This is a genomic window from Brevundimonas sp., assembly GCF_032017145.1.
GTDB lineage: Bacteria > Pseudomonadota > Alphaproteobacteria > Caulobacterales > Caulobacteraceae > Brevundimonas.
On record NZ_DALZQC010000011.1, the window covers coordinates 19138 to 43159 of the forward strand.

Below are 24022 nucleotides of genomic sequence, written 5' to 3' on the forward strand. Positions count from 1 at the left end.
CACTTAACTAATTGGAAGACTGCATAAAAAGAAACATGGGACGGCGCGGGACGCATGGGACGCACCTGTGGCGTCGTATGTGTCCGCACGCTCGCATGCCTACGGGGAGGCTCGCTTGTCCCAGGCGTCCCACTGTCCCGCCGCGCCCTCAAAGCCCCGCTATTCATAGGTTTCCCCATGGGACGGCGCGTGGGACGAATCATGGGACACCGGCGCGTCCCGGTGCCAGTTCGGCGCTTCAAAGGCCGTCACCGCATTGCGGTCCGCCCCGATTGCGACGGGCCTTTCCAACCAGGGGGCGAGGGGGATCGCCATGGCCCGGCTTTGGTGCATGCCGAAGCGCACGGGGCCGGACGGGTGCTGGGGCGCATAGGTCGGCCCAAGGTCGGCCAGATGCTCCAGCACGCCGCGCCAGTTGGCGAAGGATGTCCCGGCCAAGGCCCTGGCCAGGGTCGGATGGTTGTTGGAGATGATCAGCCACGGCCCCACCCGATCGGCGCCCACGTGCCCATTCTCCACCTTCAGCCCCCATGCCTTCAGCACCTTCTCCCGCGCACCAGGCGCTTCCAGCTCCTCGGTGATCAGCTCGCCCAAGGACAGATGGCGGTCGTGGGAATGCTGGCCCGAGTTGATGGCCCAGACCTTCGACAGGCACGCCTGGCCCGGGTTCTGCGCCGATGACGATTCCTCTCGCCCTCTGGCCAGCGCTGACCACAAGGCGACCTCGGCCCTGGCTGTCTCGGCCGTCAGGGCCTCATCGAACAGCAACAGCCGCCGCCCGGCCGCCAGGGACGCGATCAGGTCGGCCGCGCGCGGCGCCTGACCGCCCTCGCCCAGCGCGCTCTTCAGCATCGAGACATCGGACCGGAACCGCGCCGCCTCCCTCAACGCCCGGGCCAGCAGGGAGGGCGACAGGTCCCGCGCCTTGACGATGGCCTCCTCCAAGTCCTCGTCGGCCCCGCCCTTGGCCTTGCCCAGCGGCCGCAGACGCACCTCGACCATCCGCGACGACATCGCGTCCCCCAGGGCGATGGGATAGATGCTGGCCAGATAGGCGCTGCCCACGGCCGAGGTCGCCGCCACCCCGCCGTTGATCGATCCCTTGCGGCCGGCGCTGCCCTCGCCCGTGGACATGCGGCGCAGCACCTCCATCGCCTTCTCGACCGGGCCCGGCTGGCCATCGGTGCTGGGCTCGGCCTCGTCCAGGTAGAGGCCGCGCGCCTCGCCTGACAGACTGTTGCGGATCCCCGCGTCGGTGAAACTGTCCAGCAACTCGCCGGCGTTGGCGCTCGCCGCCGCCTGCATCAGCCGCGACAGGGTGGTCTTACCGGTCCCAGCGCCGCCACTGACGTTGATGTGCGGCCGAAACCGGGGCCATGCGCCCAACAGGACGACGCCCAGATGGCCGAACACGACGTCCGCCTCGCTCAATCCGCCCTCGCTCGCCTTCGGATCCAGCGGTGCGAAATTCCATCGGTCCAGCGCCTGGCGCATTGCGCCGGCTTCAGCGACCGACGCTGCCTTCTTCGGCCGGGGGGTCGGGGGGCGCAGCAGCCAGATCGGCCCTGACACATCCTCGCGCAGCATGTCCGACACCTGACGCCAGGCGTCGTCCTTGAAGGGCCACCGCCCCACGGCGTTGCCCACATGCACGACCGGCCCATCGGCCGTGGGCCAGACGCCATAGCCGCGCTGCGGCCGATCGCCGTCATAGATGCCGCGATCCCGACACTTGCGCACCAGCCAGCGCGCAGCCGGCTGCAGCTGGATCTTGCCGTCGTCCGGCGACTTCCAGTTGGTCAGGAAGGCCGTCCCCGCGATGCTGGCGTAGACGTCGGTGGCCAGCATGGCCGAGATGCGCGCCGACGGTTCGCGCCGGATCTCGCCCTCGGGCAGGGCGAACACGATGTCCCGGCCGACGAACCCCAAGGGGATGACGGGACAGTCCTTCACATCCGGATCGACATAGCCCGTGGTCGTATCGTTAGGCTCGACCACATAGGCGTCGTTCGTATCAGTCACTCACGCATCCCCGACGGCTTCGGCCGCTCTCATCAAATCGTTGAAGTCCAAGCCCTCGGGCGGCCGGCTGGCGCGCACGCGGGTTTTGCTGTCTGGGCCCAGGCGCGCGCACCAGGCGGCGACCGCCAGTCGGCCGCAGATCCGCGCCCGCTCATGGGCGTCGCGGCGGATGTCGATCACGCGGCTCTTGCCGACCCGGTTCTGGCCGCTGCGCCCCTGGACCGTCACCGGGCTCATGTCGCTGTCGCAGGCGATGTCGACCACGCCCCAGGGGGCGCAGGGATCCTCGGGCCAGGTGAAGGGCGGGCGCATCGGATCGCCCAGGCCGCCCCAGGCGTCGACTAGCGCGTTGTCCTCGTCATGCAGCTCGAAGCCCTGCAGGCTGTCCAGCGATCCGGCCGCCACGGCGCGAACCGGCAGGCTCAGGTCCCCGGCCAGCATCATCGCGCGCGACGCCGCGTTCTCCTGGCCTTCGGCGACAGCCAACGGACCAGGTGCGTCCGGGCGGCTTAGCCAGTAACCGCCCCGCATCACATAGCCCTCGGGACGATGACCGCGCTCGGGGCGCGCCGGCGGCCCATAGCCGCCGTCCTTGCGCGCCAGCAGGAAAAGGCCCTGCGGCCCCCACATCTTCTTCGCGCCTTTGCGGTGCGTCTTCCCCTTGCCGTTGGGGGCCAAGTAGGTGACGTGAAAGCCGCCGGTCGGTCCCAGCGGGGTCATGCAGATATTGATCATGGCCGGCAGGCGCACGCCCGCCTCGGGATCGCCGCTATGGTAGGCGGCCGGGTGGAAGCGAACGATCTGCAGGGCGCGCGCCAGCACCGGTCCGCGAATGGCGCGATGTTCGAAATAGGTCTGGACCAGGGTGCCGGCGGCGGGCTGGCCTTCGCGCCATAAACGGGCGCCCAGCGCGGCCTTCCACGCCACGTCTTCCATGGCCGCCCGCTCGCGCGCCTCGGCCGCCTGCGCACGCCGTTCGCGCGCCTCGTCGCTTTCCTCCTGGACGATGCCGCCGACCAGGCGCAGCGCTGCGTCCCGCACCGTCTCATCGACCTTGCCGAACAACCGATGCTCCAGATCGATCACGTCGCCGCCGCGCGGATCACAGCTCCAGCACTTCCAGCGCCGGCCGTCGCCGAAGATCGAGAAGGGCGACTGTTTGCTGTTCGACCCGCAGTCCTTGAACGGACAGACGCCGCGCCAGCCGCCCTTGGCCTTCAGCAGCTTCACGCGCCGATCGGCGACGTCCTCGCAGCGGACGGCGTCGCGGGCCTGGTCAAAGAGGCGGTCGTCGCTCACGCGCGACCTCCCTTGATCCCGTAAAGCTGGAAGCCGCGCTGGGGCGGGGTCATCGGCACCTGGCTGGTGAACACGTCGGCAAGCCACGGCTTGGGTGTCGCACGCTCATAGTCGTCGCAGGAATCTACGCCCTTGCGACGTTCGAACTTGCGATTGGAGACGCGACCAAGGTCGAAGTCGTCCTGGTCGAAGTTCCAGTATTCCTCCGCCCGCGCCCAGGAACGCTCGCACCCCCACAGGGATGGGCAAGACCAGTCGTCGCAATAGGTCTTGGGTTTGCGCCGCGTCATCCGCGTGCCCCCAGCTTCTGGATGACAACGCGGCCCTCGGCCGTCACGCGATAGCGTCGGCCGCCCAGGACGTCGTTCGCCGGGGTGGCGGCAGGTTCGACCAGGCCGAACTGGCTCAGGGCGCCCAAGGTGCCGCCCGGCGTCAGGGGACCGGCGCACAGGCCCGCTTCGCCGGCGTCGGCCACATGGCGCAGCACCTTGGCCTTGAACGGCGTCAGGTCGCATCCCGGCGCGATCTTCATGGGCCACTTCGGCATCAGGCGGCCTCCGCCTGGCCGACGGCCTGGGCGATCCGCGCGCAGGCGATGTCGAAATAGGCCGGGTCCTTCTCGATCCCGACGAACCGCAGCCCCCGCTTGATCGCCGCCACGCCGGTCGATCCGCTGCCCATGAAGGGATCGCAGATCGAGGCGGCGTTGATCGTCGCCAGCACCTTGTCCATCACCGGATCGGGCTTGACGGTCGGATGATCGATGCCGCTGAACCGGCCGCTTTCGCTCAGGATCCAGCGCGCCTTGTCGGCCAGCGTCCCGACCGGATGCGCGCCCTCCAGCCAGGCGTGGATCCAGAACTCCGTGTCCGGCCGATAATGTTTGTTCGCCACCGGCAGCGGATTGCTCTTGTGCCAGCTGCAGACGACCGCGCGGTGATAGCGGGCAGTCATTCGCGGCAGCAGCTCGGCCAGCTGGTCGTTGTGGCAGAAGACCGCGACCGATCGGAACCGCGCGGGACTGACGATGCTGTCGTCGAACCCCTGGTCCAGGCCCTTGGCCGCGATCTGGTCCATCGACGGCCGCGCCTTGCGGAACCGGCCGCCGCCCGAGGTCGCAAACCGATAGGGCGGATCGAACACGCCCGCGTCCTGCTCGCCCAGCGTCGGCAGGATCTCATAGCTGTCGCCCAGGTGCAGCGTCGCCGGGCCGATGACCTCGACCCGGTTCATGCGGCCACGCCCAGGCCGGCCGACGCCGCGATCTGCTGACGCGCCGCCGCCTTCGAGGCGGCCGACATCGAATAGCCGACGCCCCAGCGCGTATCGATCACGATGCCGAACGGCTTCAGTTTCTTGCGCGCCTTGCAGATGAAGACGTCGACGATCTTCAGCTCGGGTTCGCGCTCGCCCCGATCGCGATAGAGGGCGGCCATGGCCGTGTCTTTGGTCACCAGCTCGCGCTCGAGCAGCACGCCGAGCAGACGGCTCTCGTTCTTCGTCAGGCCCCATTCCAGCGGCGGCAGGATCAAGACCCCCAAGGCCTCTTCCAACTCCTGGACGCGATCCTGCAGCCGACGGTTCGCCGCCATCAGCGCCAGTTCGCGGTCGGTCGCTTCAGGCCCGTCGTGCACGCCGCTTGCCCTTTCGGAACAGGACGATGGCCAGGGCGCGGAAGATCGGCACCTTGTGCGTTGCGGCGAACACCGCCGCCTCCTGGTCGGCAATGAAGCCGAGCTTCAGCATCGCATTGACGATGCCGTCCGCATCGATGTCCTCGCGATACTCGTCGTCATGCAGCAGGCATTCGACCGCGCGGATCTGGACGGTGCTGATCGGCGTGGCCTGGCCCTTGATCAGGACTTCCAGGACCTCGCGCGCCCGGACGACGCCGCGTCGGTTGATCAGCGCGCCGATGGCCTTGACGGCGACCGTCTCGCCGGGCTTCCAGGCGCCATTGCCCGGCGTCGATTTCAGCAGCTTCACCCCGGCGCGCTCGCAGACGCGATCGATGTCCTGGGCATCCTCGTCGCCGGCGGCGGCGGCGGCGAAATGCATCTGCATGGGCGTGATGTTCAGGCGGTCGCGATTGTGACCGATGAAGCTCTGCGCCCGATCGCTGCGCGACGCGGCGACCACCACCATCACCGGGATCTCGGTGACGCCCGGATGGCTACAGGCGGCGATGGCGGTGTGCTGGCCATCGATCACTTCCAGGCCTCGGTCGGTCCGGGCGCAGACGGGCGGCTTGAACCGGCGCCAGTCCCAGCTCCCGCAGATCTTGCGGACCAGCTTTACGGACCGTTCCGACAGGTTGCGCTGATAGCCGTCGTCGACCAGCAGCACGCCGGGATCTACCCATTCGAATTCAGGCTTGGCCGCCTCCGCAGAGGCGACGTCGACGCCCATAAGGTTGATCGGTCGCACGCCGCGCAGGACGTGGGTTTCGGGGGCCTCGAGAACGTCGCTCATCCGTCGATATCCTTGCGGCGACGCGGTTGCCCGGCCTCGATGGCCGCTTCAGCTGCCTCGGCCGCCGTCGCCAGCTCGGCCTGCAGATCTCTGCGTCCGGCCGCTGTCTCTGCGCAGTATCGACGCGCCAGACGCACCAGGATCACGCACGGGTTTTCGCGGGTCACGACGCCAGGCGCGCAGGCGTTCTTGGCCGCATTGGTCACGCGCTGCAGCTCGGGCACGGCGGCCGTCGCCAGCCCGCGCGCCGCCTTGCCGGACGCCGCGATCAGGTCGCGCCAGCACGCGGCGTCTTCCGGCGTGAACCGATTGTCGGGAGCCTTCGCCAGGCGGCCGTAGCGGCTCATGCCTTGGCCCGCCGCTTTGTCGTCGGCGGCGGATTCGCCTCCGCCGACGACTCGGCCTCTTCTCCGCAGCGCAACACATAGGAGAGAAGACGATGATACGTTCTGAGGACTATATTGGGTTTAGCGAAGACGACGTCGTCGCAGTCAAATCCCTGATCGTCGACCTTCTGGCGCGTCTGCCGGCGGCCGATCTGCAGCAGCTGCAGGCGGAGGCCGCAGAGGCGATCAGAGGCGCAGACCCGGAACAGAAGGCTCAGCCCGGGACCACGCGCGCCTGGGTGTCGCGCTCCCGCTTTCTTCAGCAGGCGATTGATCGTCAGGCGACCTGACCAGCCGCCTCGGTCAACTGAGCGGCAAGCGCACGGGCCTGATCCGGCGATAGCAGGATGCTCGCGCCGCTCAGTGGGAAAGGATCGCTTTCCGGCGGCCTGATCGACACGCGAACCGCTTCCCCCACGACGCCGGCCTTGATCTCCTGCGTCAGTCGGACGGTGCGCGTGGTTTCGGTCGTGACCGAAATCGGGGCGGGTGGGGCTTTGGGCGCGGTCATGGCTTTCTCCGGTAAGGGGGGACAGGCGGCTTGCGCGAGCAACGACGCCGCGCATGCACCGGCGGAACGTCGGGCTCTTCATCAGAGCGGGCTGGACCTTGCTCATCGCCCCGCCTCCGCCACGGCGTTGACGGCGTCGATCACGTCACGCAGCTGCTCGATCGCGGCCTCGGCCTGGGCGATGATGGCCTTGGCCTCGCGCGGGCTGATCCGCCCGTCGCTGCGCGCCTCACGCACATGACGCTGCAGCAGGGCGACGACCTCGGTCGCCTCGCTGGCCTCGTCCATCAGGTCGCCGACCGCCGACCGCTCTGACGGCCGTTGCTCGGCCATGGCCGCGCTGACGATGTTCTGGCCGCAGTATTCTTCCAGCGCCATGACGATATCGATCGGCGCGAAGTCCGGCGTGTTGGGCGTGCAGCAGCGCGAGAGCTGCGGAACCGAGTAACGGCGCACCAGATCCTCGCAGGCCTGGCTCGCCTCTTTCAGCCCGCCGCACTCGTCGATCAGCTTGCCGAACTTCATCTTCAGCTGCAGCGGCCTCATGCGCGGCGCTCCGAGGCTTCGTCGCCAGCGGGGGATTCGACCCCGCCGACGACTCGCTCTTCCATGGCAGTGCAAACCAACCCACGGAGAGATCCATGCCGACCCTCAGTCCCAGCCAGAAACTGGAGGCGGCCGAGCGCACGATCGCGGCTCTGATCGAGGCCGGCGAAACCAACGGATGCCCCGACATTCGCGACTGGGCGATAGCCGCCGACGACGACCGATACGGGCTGGACGCACTGGGCGGCGCCGTCATGGGCTATCTGTCCCACCCGCCCGAAGACGGGGACGACGCCTGAACTGATGGCGTTCAAGCCGGCGCGCATCTGAGGGATCGGCATCCGCGCACGCCGGGCGCGCTTGATGAAGCGGAAGGCGTCGTGCTGAACGACGTTACGATTGGCCGCGTGCCATGGCGTGGTGACCAGTTGCGGTCCACTGAAGGCGAGGGTCATGCGCAGCGCTCCGTTCCCGAGACGTTCACGTCGGAATTCTCGGCGCCAGCCGGGAGAGGCGGCGCCAGTTTCTGGCCATGACCTCTGCCCTTTCCGCCGCCGCTCATCCGCTCCAGCCTCAGCAAGGCGGGCAGGTCGACGTCCGGATAGGCGCTCATGATTTCGGGCCAGGCCGCGCGCGGAACGCGGTTCCGGTGCTTCCACACCCCGACGGCGCTTTCGCTGTAACCCGTGTCGCGGGCGACAACGGCGTTGCCGCCTCTCGAATCGATCAAATCAGCTGCGGTGGCGAACATCGTCCGGCCTTACCGCGAGTAAGATTTAACGGCAAGATCGATCTTGCTCGCAGTAAGATTACTCTCGGTAAGATATCCGACATGGATACCGAGTGGTCACAGCTTTCAGAGGATTGGGAGCGCGTTCGCTGGGCGCGCCTTCAGGCTGGTTTTCCGACGGCGCGATCGGCGTCGGAAACGCTATCCATGAAGGAGGACACCTATTCCGCCTATGAACGACCGCCCGAGGCCTCGAAGAGCACGCGCCTGAAGGACCAGCGCGCCATTCAATTCGGGCGTAAGTTCAAAGTTAGTTGGAAATGGCTGCTGCTCGGAGAAGGCACGCCGTTCGACGATGTCCGCTCACCAGCTCAGGATCGCGTAATGGCGGCGATGGCGACGGTTGATGAGAAACAGCAGGAGCGCGTCGCTGCAGCCGTTGAAGCCCTTCTGAAAGCCGGCTGAAAAGCGGACCGACATGCGACTCTTCAAAGGCCTCGACCGAAACCAGGGGGTTGCTCTCGCAGTCATCAGCGCAGGATTGCTGGCAGTCGTCCTCATATTCGGACGCACATCTGAGGATGACGCCGCCAAACTGGGTGGTACCGGACGCTCCTCGACCGACGTGGCGTGCGGATCTCCCACTGACAACACAATGCTGGTGGGCCGAAGCTCGAGATCCGGATTGGTTGTCGACTCCAAGCTGGATGGGCCTAATCTTGTTCTCGTCGTTGATCGCGCGCGCCTTGCGTTGTTGGACTACGCAACAGTCAAAGGCGTCGCTAGGGCGCACTACTGTGCGCTTACGGCTCAGGACGTCTGGCTTCGCGGCGTCGAGTTCAGGTCGAGCCCGTCCGGCGATGCCATAAGTCGCTTCTCGTCGTCGGATCTTCGATAGGCCGTCACAGCGGTCGAGGCGGGCAGTCGCCATAGGTCTCGATGATCTCTGGCTCCATCCAATAGTCGCCGCTTCCGGCCACTGCGAAGACCATAACGCCGGCGCGTTCTGAAATCATGCCGCGCGCCGCGAAGCTGGCTACGCGACGCTCGGTGTAGTGCTGCAGCCGGCTCCGCACATGCCCGCTGCCTGCGCGCCGGTAGGTGGCCACTCCGAATATCCTGTTCATGCGGCCTCCAATCCTTAACGACTGATTCCCGTCCGCCGCGCAGGAGTCCAGCCTGACCGTAGGTGCCTACGACCGATATCGACGTAGCACATCTTACTGGCGGTAAGATTTCGCTTGCGCGGCAAATCTTACTCGCGGTAAGGCTGCGTTGTCCCGCACCGGCGGGGCGGCCCGCCGCGTTGCGTTTAGACGGACTACCAACCCGCCGGTGCGGGCGCCCTTTCAACGAGGAGCGCCCACCATGATCATCACCCCGACGCCCATCGGCGACGCCGAGCACGCCGTGCGCAAACCCTTCGCATTCCCCGCGCCGCTCGACGCCTGGGACCAGTCCGCCGACGAGATCATCGCGGCCCTGGTCGCCGGCGGCATGCACGACTTCGACATCGGAACGGCCGCCGTCATCACCGGGCGCACGGTCGAGGGCCGGGTTCTCGTCCGCATGGATGGCCGGAACTGGAGCCTGCCGACGCTGGAGACCGCGCTGCTGGCCCTGCGCGTCCGGCTGGAGCCCAACCTGCACGGCGCGGATCTGTTCGCCGACGCCTTCGCCCTCGCCAGCCAGGACGCCGAAGGCAAGGTCGCCGCGGTTCATGACTGGTCCGCCGGCATCCGTCCGACCGAGGACCTCGAGTGAGCCCCGCCCGCGCCCTGCAGCCGGCGCGTGAGCGCATCCTGACGCTGGCCGAGCAACTGGACGGGCCATGCGTGCTGATCGACTTCGCCCCCGACGCCTCGGCCCTGCAGCGCACCGAGGTGCTGGACGGCGAAACCGGACCGCGCGCCAGCACCATCGTCCGCAAGATCGCCAGAACCTGCAACGTCAGGGCGGCGACCCTGGACGCCGAGCCCGACGAAACGACGGCCGACACCCACGTCTTCTACGTCCTGCACCGCAACCGCCGCATCGCCCGCGTCTACGGCGTCACCCTGGACGCCTTCATCGACGCGGTGATCAGCGTCGCCATCCTGGACCGGCCCGATCGCCGCGCCGCCAAGATCCGCCGCCTGATCAAGGACGGCCTCTATGAGGCGCCGGACGCCCGGGACGGCCGACTGTGAGCAGCGGCCTGACCCCCGATCCCCGACGCGACTTCGGTCGCCGACGCCGGCCGGCGGCCTCGGACATGCGCCGCACCTTCACGCCGCGCGGCGTCGCCGCCCTGATCGCCGCCGCCCTTCTGGCCCTGGTCTGCGCCCAGCTGTTCGGCGCGGCCTCCCCCTTCTGACCTTCGGAGATCCGCGATGACCGCGCCTCATGTTTCCCCACGCGAGCTTTCACGCCCCGACTTCCCCGCCGTGGTCCACACCTACACCGACGTCCTGCGCGTCCTGGCCGCCGCGACTGACCACACCTCGCAGCCGGACCAGCTGGCCTCGGCGACGCAACGGGTCCTGTCCAATGTCCGCCGCGATGCGCAGAAGCTGCGGGCCGCCGGCGTCATCACCATCGCCGCAACCGGCGCCTGGGTTCTGACGGACAAGGGCGCGCGCTGGGTCCAAGGCCAGGACGTCGCCGCCGGCGCGGTCGCCGCCGGCAGCGAGGCGCCGACCCGCTGGCCCGTCGACAAGATCCGGCCGAACCCGGCCAACCGCGCCGTCGATCCGGCCGAGGTGGAAGACCTCGCCGACGCCATCATCGGCGCGGGCGACATCCTGCAGCCCTTGCTGTTGACCCCGCCTGACGCGAACGGCGTGCGCATGCTCCTGGCCGGCGAACGCCGCTGGCGTGCGGTCCAGTTCATCCAGAACCGCGACACCGAGCAGCACAATGAGAACGTGCTGGATGGCAGCCCGGTGTTCTTCAACCCCGACCTTCCCGAGCCGCTGGAGGCGGGCGTTCCCTTCGTCGAACGCGAGGCGACGGAGGGCGAAGCGGCCCTGATTGCCGTCATTGAGAACACCGCCCGCAAGGACCTCTCGCCCTGGGAAGACGCCAAGCTGCTGAAGGCGGCGGCCGACGGCCTGGGCATCACCAACGCCAGCGAGCTTGCCCGCCGCATCGGCCGGGCGAGGGAAGGGGACCGGGGCGGCCTGCGCGACGTCCAGACGAAGCTGCGCGTGGCGCGCGAAGCGACGCCCCAAGCCATCGCGGCCTATGAGCAGAACGGCAGCTGGGACCAGCTGCGCGACAGCGTCACGACGCCGAAGGCACCGACGATCGGGCAACAGGTCGCTCAGCACGGCGCAGCCGTGTTGAGCCAAACAGGTCCGTCCGATCTGGGGCCGGAAGGGGCGCTCCCAGATGAGCCGCTGACACCCGCTGCAGAACTGGCATTGGTCGAGATCGTATGGGCGATGCTCTGGGCGCCCTTCGACCCGCCGGGGCATGGCGTCGCCGTTCTGACCGACGGCTACTATTACACGTCGGCGGGCATGGGCCTGTTGGTCCGCAATGGCTTTATTGACTACCTCGGCTGGGATCTGGACACGGGCCGCGCCTGTGTCGTCCGGCCGACCGCCAAGGGCATGGCCTGGGCGGCGGAACACTTTGACAGGGGCGCCCCGAACCTGTCCCAGCTTATCGCCTGGCGCGAGAAGGTTGGCATGCCGGCTGGTCGGCGGGAACCGGCGCACGGTGATGACGAAGGGTTCTACACTTCGACCCTGAACACTGCTGCGAAACGCAAGCATCTCCTCACGCCGAAGCCAGCGCCGACTGGCCCTCACGTCGTCAATGGCGTCGATTACGGCAACGCCACCCGCGCCAACGACGCTCGCCGTGCGCTTGGACTTCTGCCGCCCCTGCCGACGCCGAACTATGGCTCAGTCCCGCGTCCCGAAGGGCGGCCCGCGCCGATCGAACCCGCCGTTGAAGCGGGGGACGACGACGAAACGGCCGAACTCTTTCCGGCGTCAGAGGCTTCCACGACCGTCCCCGCCGCACCTGTTCCGCCCGCCGCCGTCATGCGCGACCACCTGGCGTCGCTGGCCCAGGCGCGTGAGCATCCGACCAATGCCGCCCTGCGTCTGATCGCGAACGAACGTCGCCGGCAGGTCGAGGACGAACGCTTCACGCCCGACCAGGACGACGAGCAGAACGAGGATGGCGAGATGGCCTATGCCGCCGCCGCCTATGCAGCCGCTGCAGCGGGCGACCCCGACGCCGCCATGTTCTGGCCGGGCGGTTGGGATCCGCACATGTTCAAGCCCACTGGCGAAACGCGGGACCTGGTCCGCGCGGGCGCCTTGATCGTCGCCGAACTGGAGCGCCGGGCGCGGATGCTGGCCGACACGGCGGGCACGGCATGAAAGGCCCGCTCAACGATCTGGAGTGCGACGCCGAACACGCCGTCGTCCGACAGGAGCCGGCGCCCGGCACCTACGCCCCCGGCGGCCGATGGGAGCGGGTCCTGCGCGCCCTGAAGACGCTCGGACCGCTGAAGGCGTCCGAAGTCTATGCGGCGGTCCGCCGGAATGGCGCGACCACCCACTCCGGCAAGGTCGAACGCGCCAAGGTCTGGCGCGCCCTGGCCGGCCTCGAGGGGCTCGGCTTCGTCGAGATCGAACAGGCCCGCTTCTCCATCACCTGGCGCGGCGAACACGCCCTGCGCGACGGCGACGCCGTCTGACGTGGGCCAGGCCCTCTTCATCCTCCACCGCCTGCTTCTCAGGCTCATCCGCAAGGACAGATTGCTATGACCAAGTCCAACGCCGCCGCCGTGAACGACCCCGTCGACATCGCCATCGGCGCCCGGATCCGCGTCCGCCGCGAGGCGCGCCGCATCACCCAGGCGCAGCTGGCCAGCGCCGCCGGCGTCACCTTCCAGCAGATCCAGAAATACGAGCGCGGCGTGAACCGCGTCGCCGCCGCCCGCCTGCTGCAGATCGCCCACGCGCTGCGGACCACGGGCGCGGATCTGCTGGGGGAGCTGGAAGCCGGAGACCTGGACGCCCTGGCGCTGGCCCGGCCAGGCGCGTCGGAGGTGCTGGAGGCCTTCAACCGCATCGGCGACGTCGACGCCCGCGACGCCGCCCTGACCGTGCTGCGCGCCATGGCGTCGTCGCAGCCGACCCTCCGCGCCGCCTGGGCGACGGACCAATCCGCACGGGCGGAGGCGCACTGACCATGGCGCGGCTGACGGAACAGCAGATCATCGAAATGGCCGAGCGGCGCGAAAAGGGCTGGTCCTATGGCCGTCTCGCCCGGACCTACGGCGTGACGCCCGGCGCGGTCCACTACCAGTGCCTTCGCCAGGGCGCCCGCTCGCCGAACGAGACGGGCCTGCAGGCCCAGGCCAATCCCCGCGTCATCCACCTGGCCAATGGTCGGGTGCAGCGCCGCTTCAGCGCGACCGAGGACCAGAAGATGCAGAGCCTGGCCCTCGCGGGTCAGGGCCCCTCCGCCATCGCGCGTTCGCTCGACAGGCCCCTGACCTCGGTGCGCATGCGCCTGATGGCGCTGGCCCTTCGCCAGGGAGAGGCCTGACATGCGGCGTCCCTGGATCGAGGGGGCGGTGCTGCTCGCTGCCCATGACCTCCCCCTACCGCCGCCCAAGGGCGACGGCCGCGACCGGCGCGGCCGGGCCGCCCTCGCCGGCGACATCGACTACGCCTTGGTCGGCGCCAACCCGCACGACAAGCCGATGGCTTTTCGGGATCTCGACCACCTGGCCCGTCACGTCCAGCGCGAGCGCGGGGAACAGGGCCTGGAGATGACCGACATCGCGGACCTGGAGTGCAAGGGCGATCTGGTCGCCCGCCCCGGCGTCAGCATCTTCGCCACCGACGTCGACGGCCGTCGCGACCGACTGATCGGCCACGCCTGGATGAAGGGCCGGGGGCTCGAACATCTGAAGGCCGCGCTGCGTCGCAACCGCCTGGTCATCCTGGACGACGCCGCATGACCCGGCTCCGTGACCGCCGCGATCGCCGGATCCTGCTCGAGGCCGCCCGCCGTCCCGTCTCGGCCGTCGAGGCCGAACGCATCGTGACAAAGGGTCTGTTCGGATCCTGCGACCCGGCCATCCACGGCCTGCGCACCCGGGCCGCCCTGACGCGTCTCGATCGCCAGGGCCTGCTCGCCCGCACGCCGGACGGCTGGACCGCCACGAACCAGGGCCGCGCCCTTCTCGCCATCCCGGCCGCCGAGGCCGCTCGCCACACCGCATTCTAGAGGCCGCTGATGTCCCACGCCTTTGACCCGATTCCCGACCGCCACCCGCGCCTCGTCGCCTGGGCGGCCGCCATGCGCCGCGCCGGCTGGCCCCTGCGCGAAATCGCCCACCTGTTCAGCATCGATCGCGGCGAGCTGATCGAAGCCGGAGTTGAGCCATGACCGACGTCTACGGAACCGCCCTGACGACCATCCGCGCTGGCGCGCCCGGCCTGTCCGACGCGACGTGCGAGGTCATCGCGCGGACGATCGCCCGCAAGCTGAAGGCGTCCGAAACCTCGCCAGTCCTGCAGGCCGGGGTCCCGGCGCGCGGATCGGGTCACTGCGAGGATGACGCGGCCTGGGCGGAGTTCGCCCGGCAGTATGGCGGGCGGCCGCGCTCACGGCCCGATCTGACTGACTTCGCCCTCGCCAATGGCATCTTCCTGGCCAACCGGAACGACCTGGACCTCATCGTTTGGCAGACGGCCGCAAAGGAGCGGATCCGCTGGCTCAGCCTCGCCCTGGCGCAGGCGGCCTCTGAAGTTCGAAGCGAGAGCGACGCCCGTTCAGGACTGGTGCCTACCCCGAATCCGATTTCGACCGCGCCGTGCGACGGCAAGATGCTGCGCCTTTGGGTCCGCTACCCCGAAGGCGGAAGCTGGACGCCGCTGGACGATGCCCGCGAGAGTTGGAGCATCGGTTTTAACAATCGCGACAACACCGAAGATGATCGTTGGCAGGTCGTCGGTTGGTGCTGGTCGCATGATCATCTGGTCGAGGCAGCCGACGACGTTGAGGTTCTTGGCTGGCTGCCTTTCCATAGCGACGTCGCCGCCGCCCTTCTTCCCTCGGAGGTCGAAGCATGACTGATGAAGAGTTTTACGACTCCGAGATCGCGCCTCTTCTGCTGAAGGCCTCTGAACTATCTCAGGCGCGCGGCTTCGGCTTCGTTGCTACTGTTGAGTACGCCCCGGACAGTTTCGGCACTACAGCGACGCTTCCCGCCAATCATTCCCACGCGATGGCTATCAACCTGATGGCCGCCCGATCGATGGGAAACTTCGATGCTGTCGCCTTCGGACTATCGAAAAGGATAACGCAGAGCGGGTGCGGTCACTCATCCATGGTGCTCAAGTTGATGGGCTTGCCGACCGAGGCCGCAAATGGCTGACCTGTCCCCACGCGACCAAGCCTTCGCCAAGGTCGATCTCATGACGGCCGAGCTGGAGATGACCGCCTCGATCTATGACGGCTTCTCGACGGCGATCGTCGTGAAAGACCAGCCTCGCACGATCGGCCTGTTCCGCGAGTTCGACGACGCCGTCCAGGTCATGGCGCTGATCGAGCGGTCGCGCGGCCTCGCCGCTAGTGCCCCACAGGCTAGCGACAAGGCAACAGAACACCGCCAAGGGAATGGCCTGCGCGCCTCGGGTGGTGATCAACCAGCGCAGGCACATTCGGAGCCAGAGCCCAATGGAAGACCAAGTGCAAAAACTGATCACGAAGGCGGCGGAAGCCAAAGCCCCGGACGACGCAGTGCAATTCTCTCAGGCGGCGCTCAACGTGGCGAACGCACTATTGGCGCTGGCCGACTCGAAGAACTAAGCGGAGGGGCGGCTGAGCAGTCAGCCGCCCTAACCTTTGACGGAACCCTTCCGCCTGCCCTGAACGGCTACAAGCCTGGAGACGAAGTGCGCGTGCTGGAGTCCTGCAAAGGCGGGGTCTACCCGGACAACGACAGCGAGGAAGAGCAGCGCACCAGCCAGCCCGGCGCACGCGGGCGCATCGACAGCATCGCCTTCTACGGTCCTCGCCAGGGGTGGGCCGTTACGGTCGCCATTTTGGATGGTCCGGGCGAAGGCGTGGTCAACGTCTTTGACGAACTGGACCCATCTTTCCCATTCGAACCGTGGGCATCAGGCGCGCAGCTGGCCGACGACGAGGATGAGCTTCTAACCCAGCGCGCGCTTCAGCGAGACAGAGAAACCTATGACGGGGAGGGCGACTGATGATTGTTGTTCGCGTCGAACTTTGGAGCGCCATCGACGGTCGCAAGACCGAGCTCGCCCGCATGCACATCGCCAACGACGGTCAGGCGACGATCGCCAACCCCCGCTTGGGTGACTACCAGGGCGAAACCTTCGTCGGCCGCGACGCCGCCGCCCTGGACAAGGGACGGGTGTCTAAGCGCGGTTCGGTGCGCGGCTGGCGTCGTCACGACTTCCACATCTGGAACCTGGTCGCGGCGATGCTGGCCGACATGGGCTATCGGCAGGGGCGTCGAGATGGCTGACGGATCCGCGCACGCCGTGCGCCGGCGCCTCGATGGCGTGAAGGCGATCGGCGACTACATCGGCAAGCCGGAGCGCTGGGTCTACCAGGCCCGCGAACGCGGCTGGTCCGTGCCGATCCGCAAGCGTGACGGCCTGGGCTATTACGCCTTCCCCGACGAGCTGGACGCCTGGCTCAATGATCCCGAGACCCTTCCGCATCGCCCGTCCTGACCGATCCCGGCGCGGAAGGTGACGCCGCGCGCCTGACGTGTATCTATGCGGCCCGAACAGGAGCCGCCGCGTGGCCAACATCCGCAAGATCTCACACCGTCCGCGCAAGGACGGCAGCGTCAAAACGAGCTGGCGCGCGACCTGGTCCGGTCCGGACGGTGCGCGCCAGTCCAAGAACTTCGAACGGAAGGGCGAGGCCCAGGCCTGGCTGAACGAAGTCGGCGCCGGCCGCATCGGCGGATCCTCGATCATGACGCTGGCCGAGCTGGCCGAGCAGCACATCCGCCACTTCGACGGCCTGGTGAAGATCGGCCAGCGCCAGGCCATCACGCGCGACGGCTATCAGTCGGTCCTGGACGTCCACCTCGCGCCTCACGCCCTGGGCCGCACCCGCCTGTCGAACCTGCGCGCGCCCCAGGTTCAGGGCCTGCTCGATGACGTGCTGGCCAGCTCCGGATCCGTCAACCTCGCCCGGCGCGTCCGCCGCAGTCTGGTGACCTGGTGCCGGTTCGGCATTCGCAAGGGCTGGCTGCTGACCAACCCGGCCGAGGCCTGCAAGGTAGAGGGCGGCAAGCGCGTCGAACGCGATCAGGACGAGGAGTTCGTCATCCCGGAGAAGGCCGTCCTCGGTCGACTGCTCGCCGCCGCCGGCGAAGGCGACGCACCCCTGCGCGACGCCGCCATCGTGCGCCTGCTGATGTTCGGCGGCCTGCGGATCTCCGAGGTTCTCGGCCTCGCCGACGACGCCGCCCAGGTGAAGCCTAAGGGCGGCAAGGTCCGGATCCGCGAGCGTCTCGATCGGCACTATCGCACCCTGGATCCGCCCAAGTCGAAGAAAGGCACGCGCGAGGTGCCGATCGGCGAGGCGACGTCTCTGGCGATCCGGGCCTGGCGTCTTTCGCGCGGACCGGTCAGCCCCTTCGACCACGTCGACGGCCGCCGGCAGAAGGTCCGCGCCGCCGGCCGACTGTTTCCGCATCCGGAATCCGGACAGGGCGTCTGGAGCTACAACGAGTTCTTCCGCGAGTGCTGGCTGCCCATGATGCGCCGCGCCGGCCTGGTCGACATGCTGCCGGACAGCAAGGGCAAGAACCGGCCGGTGCCGGCGTTCGGCCCGCACACCCTGCGCCACGTCGCCGCCAGCCTCTGGATCGAGCAGGACGTGAAGCCGAAGAAGCTGCAGGAGCTGCTCGGCCACGCCACCCTGCAGCTGACCATGGATCTCTATGGCCACCTCTGGACCGACCCTGCCGGCGACGACGCCATCGCCCAGGCCAGCGAACGCATGATCAGCGGAGCGTGAACTTGGAGCCTGGATTGACGCCCTTGTCTGGCCTCACCGTGACGGCTCGGGAGTTTTTAGATGAGGTAGCATCCCCGGCTGTCGCGGCTGCCTGTCATGAGCCATCGTCGAAATCGCGCGCTGTCGCTGCCTGCATTGTTCTATTCCATGTGTTGGATTGGGCGGTGCTTGAAGAGCAAGTGACGGAAGAAGACTTTTTGTCTGGATGCCCCTTCGGAGCCGTTCTTCGCGAGTTCGCCCTGGCCGGAAAGCATCGGTCGGTGACGAACTCCGCAGTTCGCAAAGCTAGCGCTACAAGGGGGGCCACTCGACGCGGCTACGGGCAAGGCAGCTACGGAACAGGCCCCTACGGGGCCCCAATAATATTGGCGCAAGCCAGGCGCTTTCCGGATGAGCAGATCCGGTCATGGCAAATGACAGAAGTGCTGAGCGAGGCCCTCACGTGGTGGCAGGCAGCAGTGAAAGCCTAGAAAAGGGGCAGCTTGAGAGTGTCACCGTCGTAATTTTCGAACAGCGGGTCCTGAAGCCCCACGCCCTGATAGATCTCCCGGAATAGAGCTTGGCTTATAACTGCACCCGCCATAGCCCGATCAGCGAGCTCGGTTAGCCAATCCATATCGACGCGCAAGTAGAGGGGCCGATTGGGCTTGGCGGGATCCCACTTTCGGAACTGCAGATGATACTTAGGTAAGACCCCGGCTGGGGCTGACCTCACTTCAAGCCAGCCGTGCGTCAGGAAATTCCGAAACGGCTCTATCGCTTTTAAAGTTGAGCAGATGCCTTCGATTCCTGTGCGGTATGGCCCAAACGGTCCCGCAGCCGCAGCGATCTCCAGCGCCATGGCAATCCGGCTATCAACCGGACGCCTGAACCCTGCGAAATCAGAATACTCCGGAAGAGTTGCCGCCTGATGTCCCAGATCGCCCAGCATGTATTCCATCTGCGCGAAGCTCTGGACGATAGATCCCCGGAGGAAGGTGGCCCTATCTATAAAAATCTTGGCGTCCTGCGGCACGTCGTTCATTCAAACACCATAAGTTTCGAGAACGAATAAGCAACGTTGCGGCGCTGTCGCGGCGCTCGGAGAATGGCGGAAGGTTGCGAAACCGGGAGAAAGTTGAATGAATTCAACGGAAGCCCCAGAACGCAAAAAGCCCCGCGTTTCGGCGGGGCCTTCTAGCTAAGTCATTGACTTAAAAGGTGGTGCGGGCGGCCGGGGTCGAACCGGCACTCCTTTCGGAACTGGATTTTGAGTCCAGCGCGTCTACCAATTCCACCACGCCCGCAGCGGAAGGACCGCCTCATGCCACAAGGGGCGAGGCCGCGTCCAGCGCAACCTCACGCCACGACCTCCACATGCTCATCCAGGCGGCCGGCTTGGACGCGGCGGGCGCGGATGTACATTTCGACGCGCTGCATGACGATCAGGCCCATGGCGAAGACCAGGAAGGCGTCGGTGACGGCCAAGGCGTTCAGATGCCACTGGGCCGCGTGGCTTTCGATCAGGTCGCGCAGCAGGGACCGGCCGGCGAACAGCACGACCAGCAGGATCAGGCCCAGCGGCGAGGCCTGGGCCATCAGGACGCCGTTCGGTTCGCGCTCTATGGTGACGGTCTTGCCGCGATACCAGCCGACAATCCCGCCCAGCAAGCCGCCGACGGCCAGCACGGCCCAGGCGTCGGGGCCGAAGGGGGCGTGCGCCATGTGGGGGTTCTGAGCCGAGCCCCAAATGCCCAGCCCGATCAGGGGCACGACGATGGCCGGCATGATCCACAGCAGCTGGGGCTTCAGCACGCGTTTGCGCCGGTTCTTCAACAGAACGAGCACCAGCATGATCGGAATGATCGCCAGCGGGATCAGTTTTTCAGGCGCCACGTCGTCTCTCTCCCCAAAGACCTCTTGCGACCTTACCCCCCGGCCGCCGCGATCACCCTAGCGCCGTCATCCGATGCTGGGAAGCGGGGCCACGGTCTGTTCGATGGCGCCGAACAGGGTGTGGTGGCGGTCGTCCAGCATCTCGATCCGCACCGTATCGCCATGCTTGAGGAAGGGGGTCTCGGCCTTGCCGCGCAGTATGGTCTCGACCGTGCGGATCTCGGCGATGCAGCTATAGCCCAGGCCGCCTTCGGACACCGGCTTGCCGGGGCCGCCGTCTGCGTCCTTGTTGGACACGGTGCCCGACCCGATGATGGTCCCGGCGCCCAGCGACCGGGTCTTGGCCAGGTGGGCGATCAGGGTTCCGAAGTCGAAGGTCATGTCCACCCCGGCGTCTGCGCGGCCGAAATCCTTACCGTTCAGCTGGACCGACAGGGTTCCGTGCAGCTTGCCGTCCTTCCATCGGTCGCCCAGGGCGTCGGGCGTGACCAGGACGGGCGACAGGGCGCTGGCGGGCTTGGACTGGACGAAGCCGAAGCCCTTGGCCAGCTCGGCCGGGATCAGGTTCCTGAGCGAGACGTCGTTGACCAGGCCGACCAGGCGGATGGCGGCCAGAGCCTGTTCGCGCGTCGACCCTTGCGGCACGTCGCCGACGACCACGACGATCTCGGCCTCCAGGTCGCAGCCCCAGCTTTCGTCCGCCAAGGGAATGGGATCGCGGGGCGATAGGAAGCCGTCCGAGCCGCCCTGATACATCAGGGGGTCGGTCCAGAAGCTGTCGGGCATCTCCGCGCCGCGCGCCTTACGCACCAGCTCCACATGGTTCACATAGGCCGAGCCGTCGGCCCACTGATAGGCGCGGGGCAGGGGCGAGGCGGCGTCGCGTTCGTGGAAACGGCCGCGCGGCACGCCCTCGTGCTCCAGGCTTTCGGCCAGGGCCTGAAGGCGGGGGCCGCAGTTCTCCCAATCGTCCAGCGCCGCCTGCAGCGTCGGGGCGATCAGGAAGGCGTCGGTGAACCAGTTCAGGTCCTGGGAGACGACCACGAGGCGGCCGTCGCGGCCGTGCTTGAGCGAGGCGAGTTTCATGAGTTCGGCCTAGACGGATTTCATGCGGTTGGAAACTGAGCGGCGATCACCCGCCGCTCAGCGCGTCGGCGTCAGCAGGGCGCGGGCCTCGGCGCCGGTGCGGGCGGCCCGGTCGCGCACCTCGACTTCGACGATGACGCCGCCTTCAGGCTCGACCGCCCAGAGGTAGCGGCGCTCGATCTCGACCGTGCGGCCGGACGGGGCGAAACCTTCGTAGCTGTCGCCCCAGGGGGTGATCTTCCTGACCTCGACGAAGGGCATGGCGCAGGCGGCGTCCAGTTCCTCCTGGGCCATTACGGTCAGTTCGTCGTCGGATGCGGGCATGGGGTCAGTCTGGAAAAAAGAGAGTCTATTTCGTCTGAATCGTCTGAAATCGGCGGCGCCGGGTCAGTCCTCGTGGGCATAGATGGCGACGCGGGCCGGGGTGTCGGATGCGGCGGCGGCCCGGTACATGCCGGATGTGGACATGGCGAAGACGGGCGCGCCTGTCGCGGTCATGACGATGACGCCGCCCAGGCCGCCCAGCGTTCTGACCTCGTCGATCTCGGCCTGCGCCGCTGCGTCGGGCGGGGTCGCCGAGCCGATCCGGGCGCAGATGTCGCGGGCGACGGTGGCGCGGATGAAATATTCGCCGTCGCCGGTGGCCGACACGGCGCAGCCGTCGGCGTTGGAGGCATAGGTGCCCGCCCCGATCACCGGCACGTCCCCGACCCGGCCCCAGCGTTTGGCGGTCGTGCCGCCGGTCGAGGTGCCCGCCGCCAGACGGCCTTGCGCGTCCAGAGCCACGGCTCCGACCGTGCCGAACTTCTTCTCGTTCAGCGGCGGGGCGGGCAGGGCGGCCTGAGCGCCAGGAATTGCAGCGCCGACGGGACGGGGCGGCACGGGCTGGCCGGCCTCGGTCAGGGCCTTGACCAGACCCTGCCAGCGCCGCTCGGTGAAGAAATAGGACGGATCGACCTGCTCCAGCCCGGCCTGGGCGGCGAAGGCGTCGGCGCCGGCCCCGATCAGCATGACGTGGGGCGAGCGCTCCATCACCGCGCGGGCGGCGGCGATGGGATGGCGGGTGGTGGTCAGGCCCGCGACCGCGCCGGCGGTCAGGTCCGACCCGTTCATGACGGCGGCGTCCAACTCGTTCCTGCCCACCGCCGTGAAGACCGCGCCGCGCCCGGCGTTGAACAGCGGATCGTCCTCCATGACCTGAATGGCGGCCTGCACCGCATCCATCGCCTGGCCGCCCTGGGCCAGCACGGCCGAGCCGGCGTCCAGGGCGCGCTGAAGCGACGCGCGATAGGCGGCGTCCTGCTCCGGCGTCAGGCTGGCGCGCTCAATCACGCCCGCCCCGCCGTGGATGGCCAGCGACCAGCGCGGGGCGTCCTGCGCGTGCGCGGCGACCGCACCGCCCGAAATAAACAGTGCAATGAGTGCACTTCGTACAGATCGCATCATGGCCTGTCCCTCCATCGGCGGATTGTAACCCCGCGCCGAACACTGTCAGGTCGATTGGTCGGAAAATCTAAGAAGTCGAGAGTTTTCCGAGGTGAAGCTTTATGCGGTTGTATGGCTGATCCCGTTCTGGCGTCATCCTCGGGCTTGACCCGAGGACCGGAGGGGCCGCCGCTGGTGCGAGGATATCGACGACGATCTCGAATATAGCCCGATCCTCGGGTCAAGCCCGTGGATGACAAACGGGGAGGGGCGGCGCGGAAGACGGGCGAGGGATCAGGATCGGTGATGCAGCCGCTTCCACACCTGATAGCCCACGATGGGGGCGAAGCCGCAGGTCAGGGCGGTGAACAGCACCACCCAGAACCCGCCGCCCAGCCAGTATTCGCCCGCCAGGGCCCCGGCGCCGGCCGCGAGGACCGGGCCGAGCCAGGGCAGCCACGTCGGCGGCCGCATCTTCATTCAGGCGTCGACCTTGATGACGCCGCGACGGATCTGGTCCAGCTCGATGGAATCGAACAGGGCCTGGAAGTTGCCATTGCCGAAGCCTTCGTTGCCCTTGCGCTGGATGATCTCGAAGAAGATCGGGCCGAAGGCGTCCTGGGTGAAGATCTGCAGCAGCAGGCCCTCTTCGTCCGAACCGTCGATCAGGATGCGGTTCTTTCGCATCCGCTCCACGTCCTCCCCGTGGCCCGGCAGGCGTTTGTCGATCAGTTCGAAATAGGTCTCGATCGTGTCCTGGAAGTCCACGCCGCGCTCGCGCATGGCCTCCACCGTCTCGAAGATGTTCTCGGTCGTCAGGGCGATGTGCTGGATGCCCTCGCCGTTGTAGCGGCGGATGAATTCCTCGATCTGGGAGTTCTCGTCCTGGCTTTCGTTCAGCGGGATGCGGATGGCGCGGTCGGGCGCGATCATGGCCTGGGAGAACAGGCCGGTCGCCTTGCCCTTGATGTCGAAATACTTCTGCTCCTCGAAGTTGAACACCGAGCCGTAGAAGCCCGACCAGGTCCGCATCTGGCCGCGACGAACGTTGTGGGTCAGGTGGTCCAGCACCTCCAGGCCGACGCTGTTCTTGCGCTCGGCCTCTTCCCAGCCCTCGATCTCGTCCCAGGCGTCGTACAGGGAGCCGGCGTCGCCATACTGGTCGATGACATAGAGCAGGCTGCCGCCGATGCCCTCCAGAATGTAGGGATAGTCGTCGCCCAGCGCCCCGCCATTGACGCCCTCGGCCGGCTTGGCGCCGCGTTCGACCGCGCCCTCGTAGGCGGCCTTGGCGTCGGTGGTGCGGAAGGCCATGCCGTTGGCCGAGGGGCCGTGATCGCGGGCGAAGTCGGCGGCGTGGGCGGCCGGCGAACGATGCACCAAGAAGCTGATGTCGCCCTGTTTCAACCGAACGACGTCGGTCCTGGGGTTCACATGGGTCTGGGTGAAGCCCATCGTCTCCAGGCGCGCGATCATCGCCTTGGGCTCGGGCCCGGTGAATTCGACGAATTCGAAACCGTCGACGCCGAGGGGGTTCTCCAGATCCAGCTTCTCGACTTGGGCCTTGGTCATGTCGTTCATGGCGCGTCTCCCGCACAGATTTTGAGGCGGTCTTACCCGGAAGGGGCCGCCGATTGG

General features: G+C 67.6%; 38 protein-coding genes and 1 tRNA gene. 19 read left to right on the forward strand and 20 right to left on the reverse strand.

Annotated features, from left to right (window positions below):
• Window positions 1–159 precede the first annotated feature (159 nt).
• From RTU05_RS03395 to RTU05_RS03430, 8 genes are read right to left on the reverse strand one after another with little or no spacing between them, the layout of a single operon-like run.
• Window positions 160–2022: a hypothetical protein gene (locus tag RTU05_RS03395; protein WP_312595702.1), complete on the reverse strand. Its 1863-nt coding sequence runs from the start codon at window positions 2020–2022 to the stop codon at window positions 160–162.
• Window positions 2023–3321 (reverse strand): CHC2 zinc finger domain-containing protein, encoded by a 1299-nt coding sequence (locus tag RTU05_RS03400; RefSeq protein ID WP_312595703.1) that lies wholly within the window; start codon window positions 3319–3321, stop codon window positions 2023–2025.
• Window positions 3318–3611, reverse strand: coding sequence for a hypothetical protein (locus RTU05_RS03405; RefSeq protein WP_312595704.1), 294 nt, complete (start codon window positions 3609–3611; stop codon window positions 3318–3320). Before RTU05_RS03405 ends, RTU05_RS03400 begins: the two co-directional genes overlap by 4 nt.
• Window positions 3608–3868: a hypothetical protein gene (locus RTU05_RS03410; RefSeq protein WP_312595705.1), complete on the reverse strand. Its 261-nt coding sequence runs from the start codon at window positions 3866–3868 to the stop codon at window positions 3608–3610. Before RTU05_RS03410 ends, RTU05_RS03405 begins: the two co-directional genes overlap by 4 nt.
• Window positions 3868–4554, reverse strand: a complete 687-nt coding sequence (locus RTU05_RS03415) for a DNA methyltransferase (RefSeq protein WP_312595706.1) — start codon at window positions 4552–4554, stop codon at window positions 3868–3870. The genes RTU05_RS03410 and RTU05_RS03415 overlap by 1 nt, the downstream gene beginning before the upstream one ends.
• Window positions 4551–4955, reverse strand: coding sequence for a winged helix-turn-helix domain-containing protein (locus RTU05_RS03420; protein WP_312595708.1), 405 nt, complete (start codon window positions 4953–4955; stop codon window positions 4551–4553). The genes RTU05_RS03415 and RTU05_RS03420 overlap by 4 nt, the downstream gene beginning before the upstream one ends.
• On the reverse strand, window positions 4939–5793 hold the full coding sequence (locus RTU05_RS03425) for a DUF6551 family protein (RefSeq protein ID WP_312595710.1): 855 nt from the start codon (window positions 5791–5793) through the stop codon (window positions 4939–4941). The genes RTU05_RS03420 and RTU05_RS03425 overlap by 17 nt, the downstream gene beginning before the upstream one ends.
• On the reverse strand, window positions 5790–6140 hold the full coding sequence (locus RTU05_RS03430; protein WP_312595712.1) for a hypothetical protein: 351 nt from the start codon (window positions 6138–6140) through the stop codon (window positions 5790–5792). The genes RTU05_RS03425 and RTU05_RS03430 overlap by 4 nt, the downstream gene beginning before the upstream one ends.
• A 92-nt stretch (window positions 6141–6232) precedes the next feature.
• Between RTU05_RS03430 and RTU05_RS03435 the strand changes: the two genes are divergently transcribed.
• The gene (locus RTU05_RS03435) at window positions 6233–6469 is read left to right on the forward strand and encodes a hypothetical protein (RefSeq protein ID WP_312595714.1); all 237 of its coding nucleotides are present in this window, start codon (window positions 6233–6235) and stop codon (window positions 6467–6469) included.
• On the opposite strand, the gene RTU05_RS03440 is transcribed toward RTU05_RS03435, so the two are convergent.
• Together RTU05_RS03440 and RTU05_RS03445 are read right to left on the reverse strand one after the other, a co-directional pair.
• Window positions 6457–6690, reverse strand: coding sequence for a hypothetical protein (locus tag RTU05_RS03440; protein WP_312595715.1), 234 nt, complete (start codon window positions 6688–6690; stop codon window positions 6457–6459). The genes RTU05_RS03435 and RTU05_RS03440 overlap by 13 nt on opposite strands.
• 102 nt (window positions 6691–6792) lie before the next feature.
• Window positions 6793–7236 carry a phage regulatory CII family protein gene (locus tag RTU05_RS03445; RefSeq protein ID WP_312595717.1) on the reverse strand — a complete coding sequence of 148 codons (444 nt, stop codon included), beginning with the start codon at window positions 7234–7236 and terminating at the stop codon, window positions 6793–6795.
• Window positions 7237–7331: 95 nt separating this feature from the next.
• On the opposite strand from RTU05_RS03445, the gene RTU05_RS03450 reads away from it, so the two are divergent.
• Window positions 7332–7535, forward strand: coding sequence for a hypothetical protein (locus tag RTU05_RS03450; protein WP_312595719.1), 204 nt, complete (start codon window positions 7332–7334; stop codon window positions 7533–7535).
• A gap of 152 nt (window positions 7536–7687) precedes the next feature.
• Here the strand turns inward: RTU05_RS03450 and RTU05_RS03455 are convergent, their stop codons facing one another.
• Entirely contained in the window at window positions 7688–7987 is a 300-nt protein-coding gene (locus tag RTU05_RS03455) for a hypothetical protein (RefSeq protein ID WP_312595721.1), read from the reverse strand.
• Window positions 7988–8068: 81 nt separating this feature from the next.
• On the opposite strand from RTU05_RS03455, the gene RTU05_RS03460 reads away from it, so the two are divergent.
• On the forward strand, window positions 8069–8431 hold the full coding sequence (locus tag RTU05_RS03460) for a hypothetical protein (protein ID WP_312595723.1): 363 nt from the start codon (window positions 8069–8071) through the stop codon (window positions 8429–8431).
• Between the two features lie 437 nt (window positions 8432–8868).
• Here RTU05_RS03460 and RTU05_RS03465 read toward each other — a convergent pair whose 3' ends face one another.
• Window positions 8869–9093, reverse strand: a complete 225-nt coding sequence (locus RTU05_RS03465) for a hypothetical protein (protein ID WP_312595725.1) — start codon at window positions 9091–9093, stop codon at window positions 8869–8871.
• A 241-nt stretch (window positions 9094–9334) separates the two neighbouring features.
• Between RTU05_RS03465 and RTU05_RS03470 the strand changes: the two genes are divergently transcribed.
• From RTU05_RS03470 to RTU05_RS03545, 16 genes are all read left to right on the forward strand, one after another.
• Window positions 9335–9730 carry a hypothetical protein gene (locus tag RTU05_RS03470; protein WP_312595727.1) on the forward strand — a complete coding sequence of 132 codons (396 nt, stop codon included), beginning with the start codon at window positions 9335–9337 and terminating at the stop codon, window positions 9728–9730.
• Complete coding sequence (locus RTU05_RS03475; RefSeq protein ID WP_312595729.1) at window positions 9727–10155, forward strand: hypothetical protein; 429 nt, start codon at window positions 9727–9729, stop codon at window positions 10153–10155. The genes RTU05_RS03470 and RTU05_RS03475 overlap by 4 nt, the downstream gene beginning before the upstream one ends.
• Window positions 10152–10322 (forward strand): hypothetical protein, encoded by a 171-nt coding sequence (locus RTU05_RS03480; protein ID WP_312595731.1) that lies wholly within the window; start codon window positions 10152–10154, stop codon window positions 10320–10322. The genes RTU05_RS03475 and RTU05_RS03480 overlap by 4 nt, the downstream gene beginning before the upstream one ends.
• Before the next feature lie 16 nt (window positions 10323–10338).
• Complete coding sequence (locus tag RTU05_RS03485) at window positions 10339–12345, forward strand: ParB N-terminal domain-containing protein (RefSeq protein ID WP_312595733.1); 2007 nt, start codon at window positions 10339–10341, stop codon at window positions 12343–12345.
• On the forward strand, window positions 12342–12665 hold the full coding sequence (locus RTU05_RS03490) for a hypothetical protein (protein ID WP_312595735.1): 324 nt from the start codon (window positions 12342–12344) through the stop codon (window positions 12663–12665). The genes RTU05_RS03485 and RTU05_RS03490 overlap by 4 nt, the downstream gene beginning before the upstream one ends.
• A gap of 66 nt (window positions 12666–12731) precedes the next feature.
• The gene (locus RTU05_RS03495; RefSeq protein ID WP_312595737.1) at window positions 12732–13160 is read left to right on the forward strand and encodes a helix-turn-helix transcriptional regulator; all 429 of its coding nucleotides are present in this window, start codon (window positions 12732–12734) and stop codon (window positions 13158–13160) included.
• Window positions 13161–13162: 2 nt separating this feature from the next.
• On the forward strand, window positions 13163–13522 hold the full coding sequence (locus tag RTU05_RS03500) for a hypothetical protein (RefSeq protein WP_312595739.1): 360 nt from the start codon (window positions 13163–13165) through the stop codon (window positions 13520–13522).
• A gap of 1 nt (window position 13523) precedes the next feature.
• Complete coding sequence (locus RTU05_RS03505; protein ID WP_312595741.1) at window positions 13524–13940, forward strand: hypothetical protein; 417 nt, start codon at window positions 13524–13526, stop codon at window positions 13938–13940.
• Window positions 13937–14209 (forward strand): hypothetical protein, encoded by a 273-nt coding sequence (locus tag RTU05_RS03510; RefSeq protein ID WP_312595743.1) that lies wholly within the window; start codon window positions 13937–13939, stop codon window positions 14207–14209. Before RTU05_RS03505 ends, RTU05_RS03510 begins: the two co-directional genes overlap by 4 nt.
• Window positions 14210–14218: 9 nt before the next feature.
• Window positions 14219–14371: a hypothetical protein gene (locus RTU05_RS03515; RefSeq protein ID WP_295227310.1), complete on the forward strand. Its 153-nt coding sequence runs from the start codon at window positions 14219–14221 to the stop codon at window positions 14369–14371.
• Window positions 14368–15057 (forward strand): hypothetical protein, encoded by a 690-nt coding sequence (locus RTU05_RS03520; protein WP_312595750.1) that lies wholly within the window; start codon window positions 14368–14370, stop codon window positions 15055–15057. The genes RTU05_RS03515 and RTU05_RS03520 overlap by 4 nt, the downstream gene beginning before the upstream one ends.
• Window positions 15054–15362 carry a hypothetical protein gene (locus RTU05_RS03525; protein WP_312595752.1) on the forward strand — a complete coding sequence of 103 codons (309 nt, stop codon included), beginning with the start codon at window positions 15054–15056 and terminating at the stop codon, window positions 15360–15362. The genes RTU05_RS03520 and RTU05_RS03525 overlap by 4 nt, the downstream gene beginning before the upstream one ends.
• Window positions 15355–16200, forward strand: a complete 846-nt coding sequence (locus RTU05_RS03530) for a hypothetical protein (RefSeq protein WP_312595754.1) — start codon at window positions 15355–15357, stop codon at window positions 16198–16200. Before RTU05_RS03525 ends, RTU05_RS03530 begins: the two co-directional genes overlap by 8 nt.
• Window positions 16200–16484: a hypothetical protein gene (locus RTU05_RS03535; protein WP_312595756.1), complete on the forward strand. Its 285-nt coding sequence runs from the start codon at window positions 16200–16202 to the stop codon at window positions 16482–16484. Before RTU05_RS03530 ends, RTU05_RS03535 begins: the two co-directional genes overlap by 1 nt.
• Complete coding sequence (locus RTU05_RS03540) at window positions 16477–16695, forward strand: hypothetical protein (protein WP_312595758.1); 219 nt, start codon at window positions 16477–16479, stop codon at window positions 16693–16695. The genes RTU05_RS03535 and RTU05_RS03540 overlap by 8 nt, the downstream gene beginning before the upstream one ends.
• A gap of 70 nt (window positions 16696–16765) precedes the next feature.
• Window positions 16766–17998, forward strand: coding sequence for a tyrosine-type recombinase/integrase (locus tag RTU05_RS03545; protein WP_312595760.1), 1233 nt, complete (start codon window positions 16766–16768; stop codon window positions 17996–17998).
• A gap of 466 nt (window positions 17999–18464) precedes the next feature.
• On the opposite strand, the gene RTU05_RS03550 is transcribed toward RTU05_RS03545, so the two are convergent.
• The 8 genes from RTU05_RS03550 to hppD all read right to left on the reverse strand — a co-directional run bounded on the left by RTU05_RS03550 (window position 18465) and on the right by hppD (window position 23965).
• Window positions 18465–19022 carry a hypothetical protein gene (locus tag RTU05_RS03550; protein ID WP_312595762.1) on the reverse strand — a complete coding sequence of 186 codons (558 nt, stop codon included), beginning with the start codon at window positions 19020–19022 and terminating at the stop codon, window positions 18465–18467.
• Window positions 19023–19199: 177 nt separating this feature from the next.
• Window positions 19200–19284, reverse strand: a tRNA-Leu gene (locus tag RTU05_RS03555).
• 52 nt (window positions 19285–19336) lie between these two features.
• The gene (locus RTU05_RS03560) at window positions 19337–19873 is read right to left on the reverse strand and encodes a CcdC protein domain-containing protein (protein WP_312595764.1); all 537 of its coding nucleotides are present in this window, start codon (window positions 19871–19873) and stop codon (window positions 19337–19339) included.
• 66 nt (window positions 19874–19939) lie between these two features.
• Window positions 19940–20959 carry a fumarylacetoacetate hydrolase family protein gene (locus tag RTU05_RS03565; protein WP_312595766.1) on the reverse strand — a complete coding sequence of 340 codons (1020 nt, stop codon included), beginning with the start codon at window positions 20957–20959 and terminating at the stop codon, window positions 19940–19942.
• Window positions 20960–21016: 57 nt separating this feature from the next.
• Complete coding sequence (locus tag RTU05_RS03570) at window positions 21017–21283, reverse strand: hypothetical protein (RefSeq protein WP_312595768.1); 267 nt, start codon at window positions 21281–21283, stop codon at window positions 21017–21019.
• Window positions 21284–21346: 63 nt separating this feature from the next.
• Window positions 21347–22405 carry an isoaspartyl peptidase/L-asparaginase gene (locus RTU05_RS03575; protein ID WP_312595770.1) on the reverse strand — a complete coding sequence of 353 codons (1059 nt, stop codon included), beginning with the start codon at window positions 22403–22405 and terminating at the stop codon, window positions 21347–21349.
• Window positions 22406–22678: 273 nt separating this feature from the next.
• A complete protein-coding gene (locus RTU05_RS03580) occupies window positions 22679–22864 on the reverse strand; it encodes a hypothetical protein (protein WP_312595772.1) in 186 nt (61 codons plus the stop codon).
• Window positions 22865–23965, reverse strand: coding sequence for a 4-hydroxyphenylpyruvate dioxygenase (hppD, locus tag RTU05_RS03585; protein ID WP_312595774.1), 1101 nt, complete (start codon window positions 23963–23965; stop codon window positions 22865–22867).
• Window positions 23966–24022 lie beyond the last annotated feature (57 nt).

What these genes read in the sequence shown, in the direction of transcription:
- RTU05_RS03410 (WP_312595705.1), bottom strand. Translation starts at nt 3,868, where the DNA reads ATGCCGAAGTGGCCCATGAAGATCGCGCCGGGATGCGACCTGACGCCG.
- RTU05_RS03510 (WP_312595743.1), top strand. Translation starts at nt 13,937, where the DNA reads ATGACCCGGCTCCGTGACCGCCGCGATCGCCGGATCCTGCTCGAGGCC.
- RTU05_RS03460 (WP_312595723.1), top strand. Translation starts at nt 8,069, where the DNA reads ATGGATACCGAGTGGTCACAGCTTTCAGAGGATTGGGAGCGCGTTCGC.
- RTU05_RS03485 (WP_312595733.1), top strand. Translation starts at nt 10,339, where the DNA reads ATGACCGCGCCTCATGTTTCCCCACGCGAGCTTTCACGCCCCGACTTC.
- hppD (WP_312595774.1), bottom strand. Translation starts at nt 23,965, where the DNA reads ATGAACGACATGACCAAGGCCCAAGTCGAGAAGCTGGATCTGGAGAAC.
- RTU05_RS03550 (WP_312595762.1), bottom strand. Translation starts at nt 19,022, where the DNA reads ATGAACGACGTGCCGCAGGACGCCAAGATTTTTATAGATAGGGCCACC.
- RTU05_RS03570 (WP_312595768.1), bottom strand. Translation starts at nt 21,283, where the DNA reads ATGCCCGCATCCGACGACGAACTGACCGTAATGGCCCAGGAGGAACTG.
- RTU05_RS03490 (WP_312595735.1), top strand. Translation starts at nt 12,342, where the DNA reads ATGAAAGGCCCGCTCAACGATCTGGAGTGCGACGCCGAACACGCCGTC.
- RTU05_RS03520 (WP_312595750.1), top strand. Translation starts at nt 14,368, where the DNA reads ATGACCGACGTCTACGGAACCGCCCTGACGACCATCCGCGCTGGCGCG.
- RTU05_RS03440 (WP_312595715.1), bottom strand. Translation starts at nt 6,690, where the DNA reads ATGACCGCGCCCAAAGCCCCACCCGCCCCGATTTCGGTCACGACCGAA.
- RTU05_RS03575 (WP_312595770.1), bottom strand. Translation starts at nt 22,405, where the DNA reads ATGATGCGATCTGTACGAAGTGCACTCATTGCACTGTTTATTTCGGGC.
- RTU05_RS03465 (WP_312595725.1), bottom strand. Translation starts at nt 9,093, where the DNA reads ATGAACAGGATATTCGGAGTGGCCACCTACCGGCGCGCAGGCAGCGGG.
- RTU05_RS03580 (WP_312595772.1), bottom strand. Translation starts at nt 22,864, where the DNA reads ATGAAGATGCGGCCGCCGACGTGGCTGCCCTGGCTCGGCCCGGTCCTC.
- RTU05_RS03495 (WP_312595737.1), top strand. Translation starts at nt 12,732, where the DNA reads ATGACCAAGTCCAACGCCGCCGCCGTGAACGACCCCGTCGACATCGCC.
- RTU05_RS03525 (WP_312595752.1), top strand. Translation starts at nt 15,054, where the DNA reads ATGACTGATGAAGAGTTTTACGACTCCGAGATCGCGCCTCTTCTGCTG.
- RTU05_RS03535 (WP_312595756.1), top strand. Translation starts at nt 16,200, where the DNA reads ATGATTGTTGTTCGCGTCGAACTTTGGAGCGCCATCGACGGTCGCAAG.
- RTU05_RS03430 (WP_312595712.1), bottom strand. Translation starts at nt 6,140, where the DNA reads ATGAGCCGCTACGGCCGCCTGGCGAAGGCTCCCGACAATCGGTTCACG.
- RTU05_RS03500 (WP_312595739.1), top strand. Translation starts at nt 13,163, where the DNA reads ATGGCGCGGCTGACGGAACAGCAGATCATCGAAATGGCCGAGCGGCGC.
- RTU05_RS03530 (WP_312595754.1), top strand. Translation starts at nt 15,355, where the DNA reads ATGGCTGACCTGTCCCCACGCGACCAAGCCTTCGCCAAGGTCGATCTC.
- RTU05_RS03405 (WP_312595704.1), bottom strand. Translation starts at nt 3,611, where the DNA reads ATGACGCGGCGCAAACCCAAGACCTATTGCGACGACTGGTCTTGCCCA.
- RTU05_RS03505 (WP_312595741.1), top strand. Translation starts at nt 13,524, where the DNA reads ATGCGGCGTCCCTGGATCGAGGGGGCGGTGCTGCTCGCTGCCCATGAC.
- RTU05_RS03450 (WP_312595719.1), top strand. Translation starts at nt 7,332, where the DNA reads ATGCCGACCCTCAGTCCCAGCCAGAAACTGGAGGCGGCCGAGCGCACG.
- RTU05_RS03425 (WP_312595710.1), bottom strand. Translation starts at nt 5,793, where the DNA reads ATGAGCGACGTTCTCGAGGCCCCCGAAACCCACGTCCTGCGCGGCGTG.
- RTU05_RS03565 (WP_312595766.1), bottom strand. Translation starts at nt 20,959, where the DNA reads ATGAAACTCGCCTCGCTCAAGCACGGCCGCGACGGCCGCCTCGTGGTC.
- RTU05_RS03455 (WP_312595721.1), bottom strand. Translation starts at nt 7,987, where the DNA reads ATGTTCGCCACCGCAGCTGATTTGATCGATTCGAGAGGCGGCAACGCC.
- RTU05_RS03445 (WP_312595717.1), bottom strand. Translation starts at nt 7,236, where the DNA reads ATGAGGCCGCTGCAGCTGAAGATGAAGTTCGGCAAGCTGATCGACGAG.
- RTU05_RS03415 (WP_312595706.1), bottom strand. Translation starts at nt 4,554, where the DNA reads ATGAACCGGGTCGAGGTCATCGGCCCGGCGACGCTGCACCTGGGCGAC.
- RTU05_RS03470 (WP_312595727.1), top strand. Translation starts at nt 9,335, where the DNA reads ATGATCATCACCCCGACGCCCATCGGCGACGCCGAGCACGCCGTGCGC.
- RTU05_RS03515 (WP_295227310.1), top strand. Translation starts at nt 14,219, where the DNA reads ATGTCCCACGCCTTTGACCCGATTCCCGACCGCCACCCGCGCCTCGTC.
- RTU05_RS03540 (WP_312595758.1), top strand. Translation starts at nt 16,477, where the DNA reads ATGGCTGACGGATCCGCGCACGCCGTGCGCCGGCGCCTCGATGGCGTG.
- RTU05_RS03435 (WP_312595714.1), top strand. Translation starts at nt 6,233, where the DNA reads ATGATACGTTCTGAGGACTATATTGGGTTTAGCGAAGACGACGTCGTC.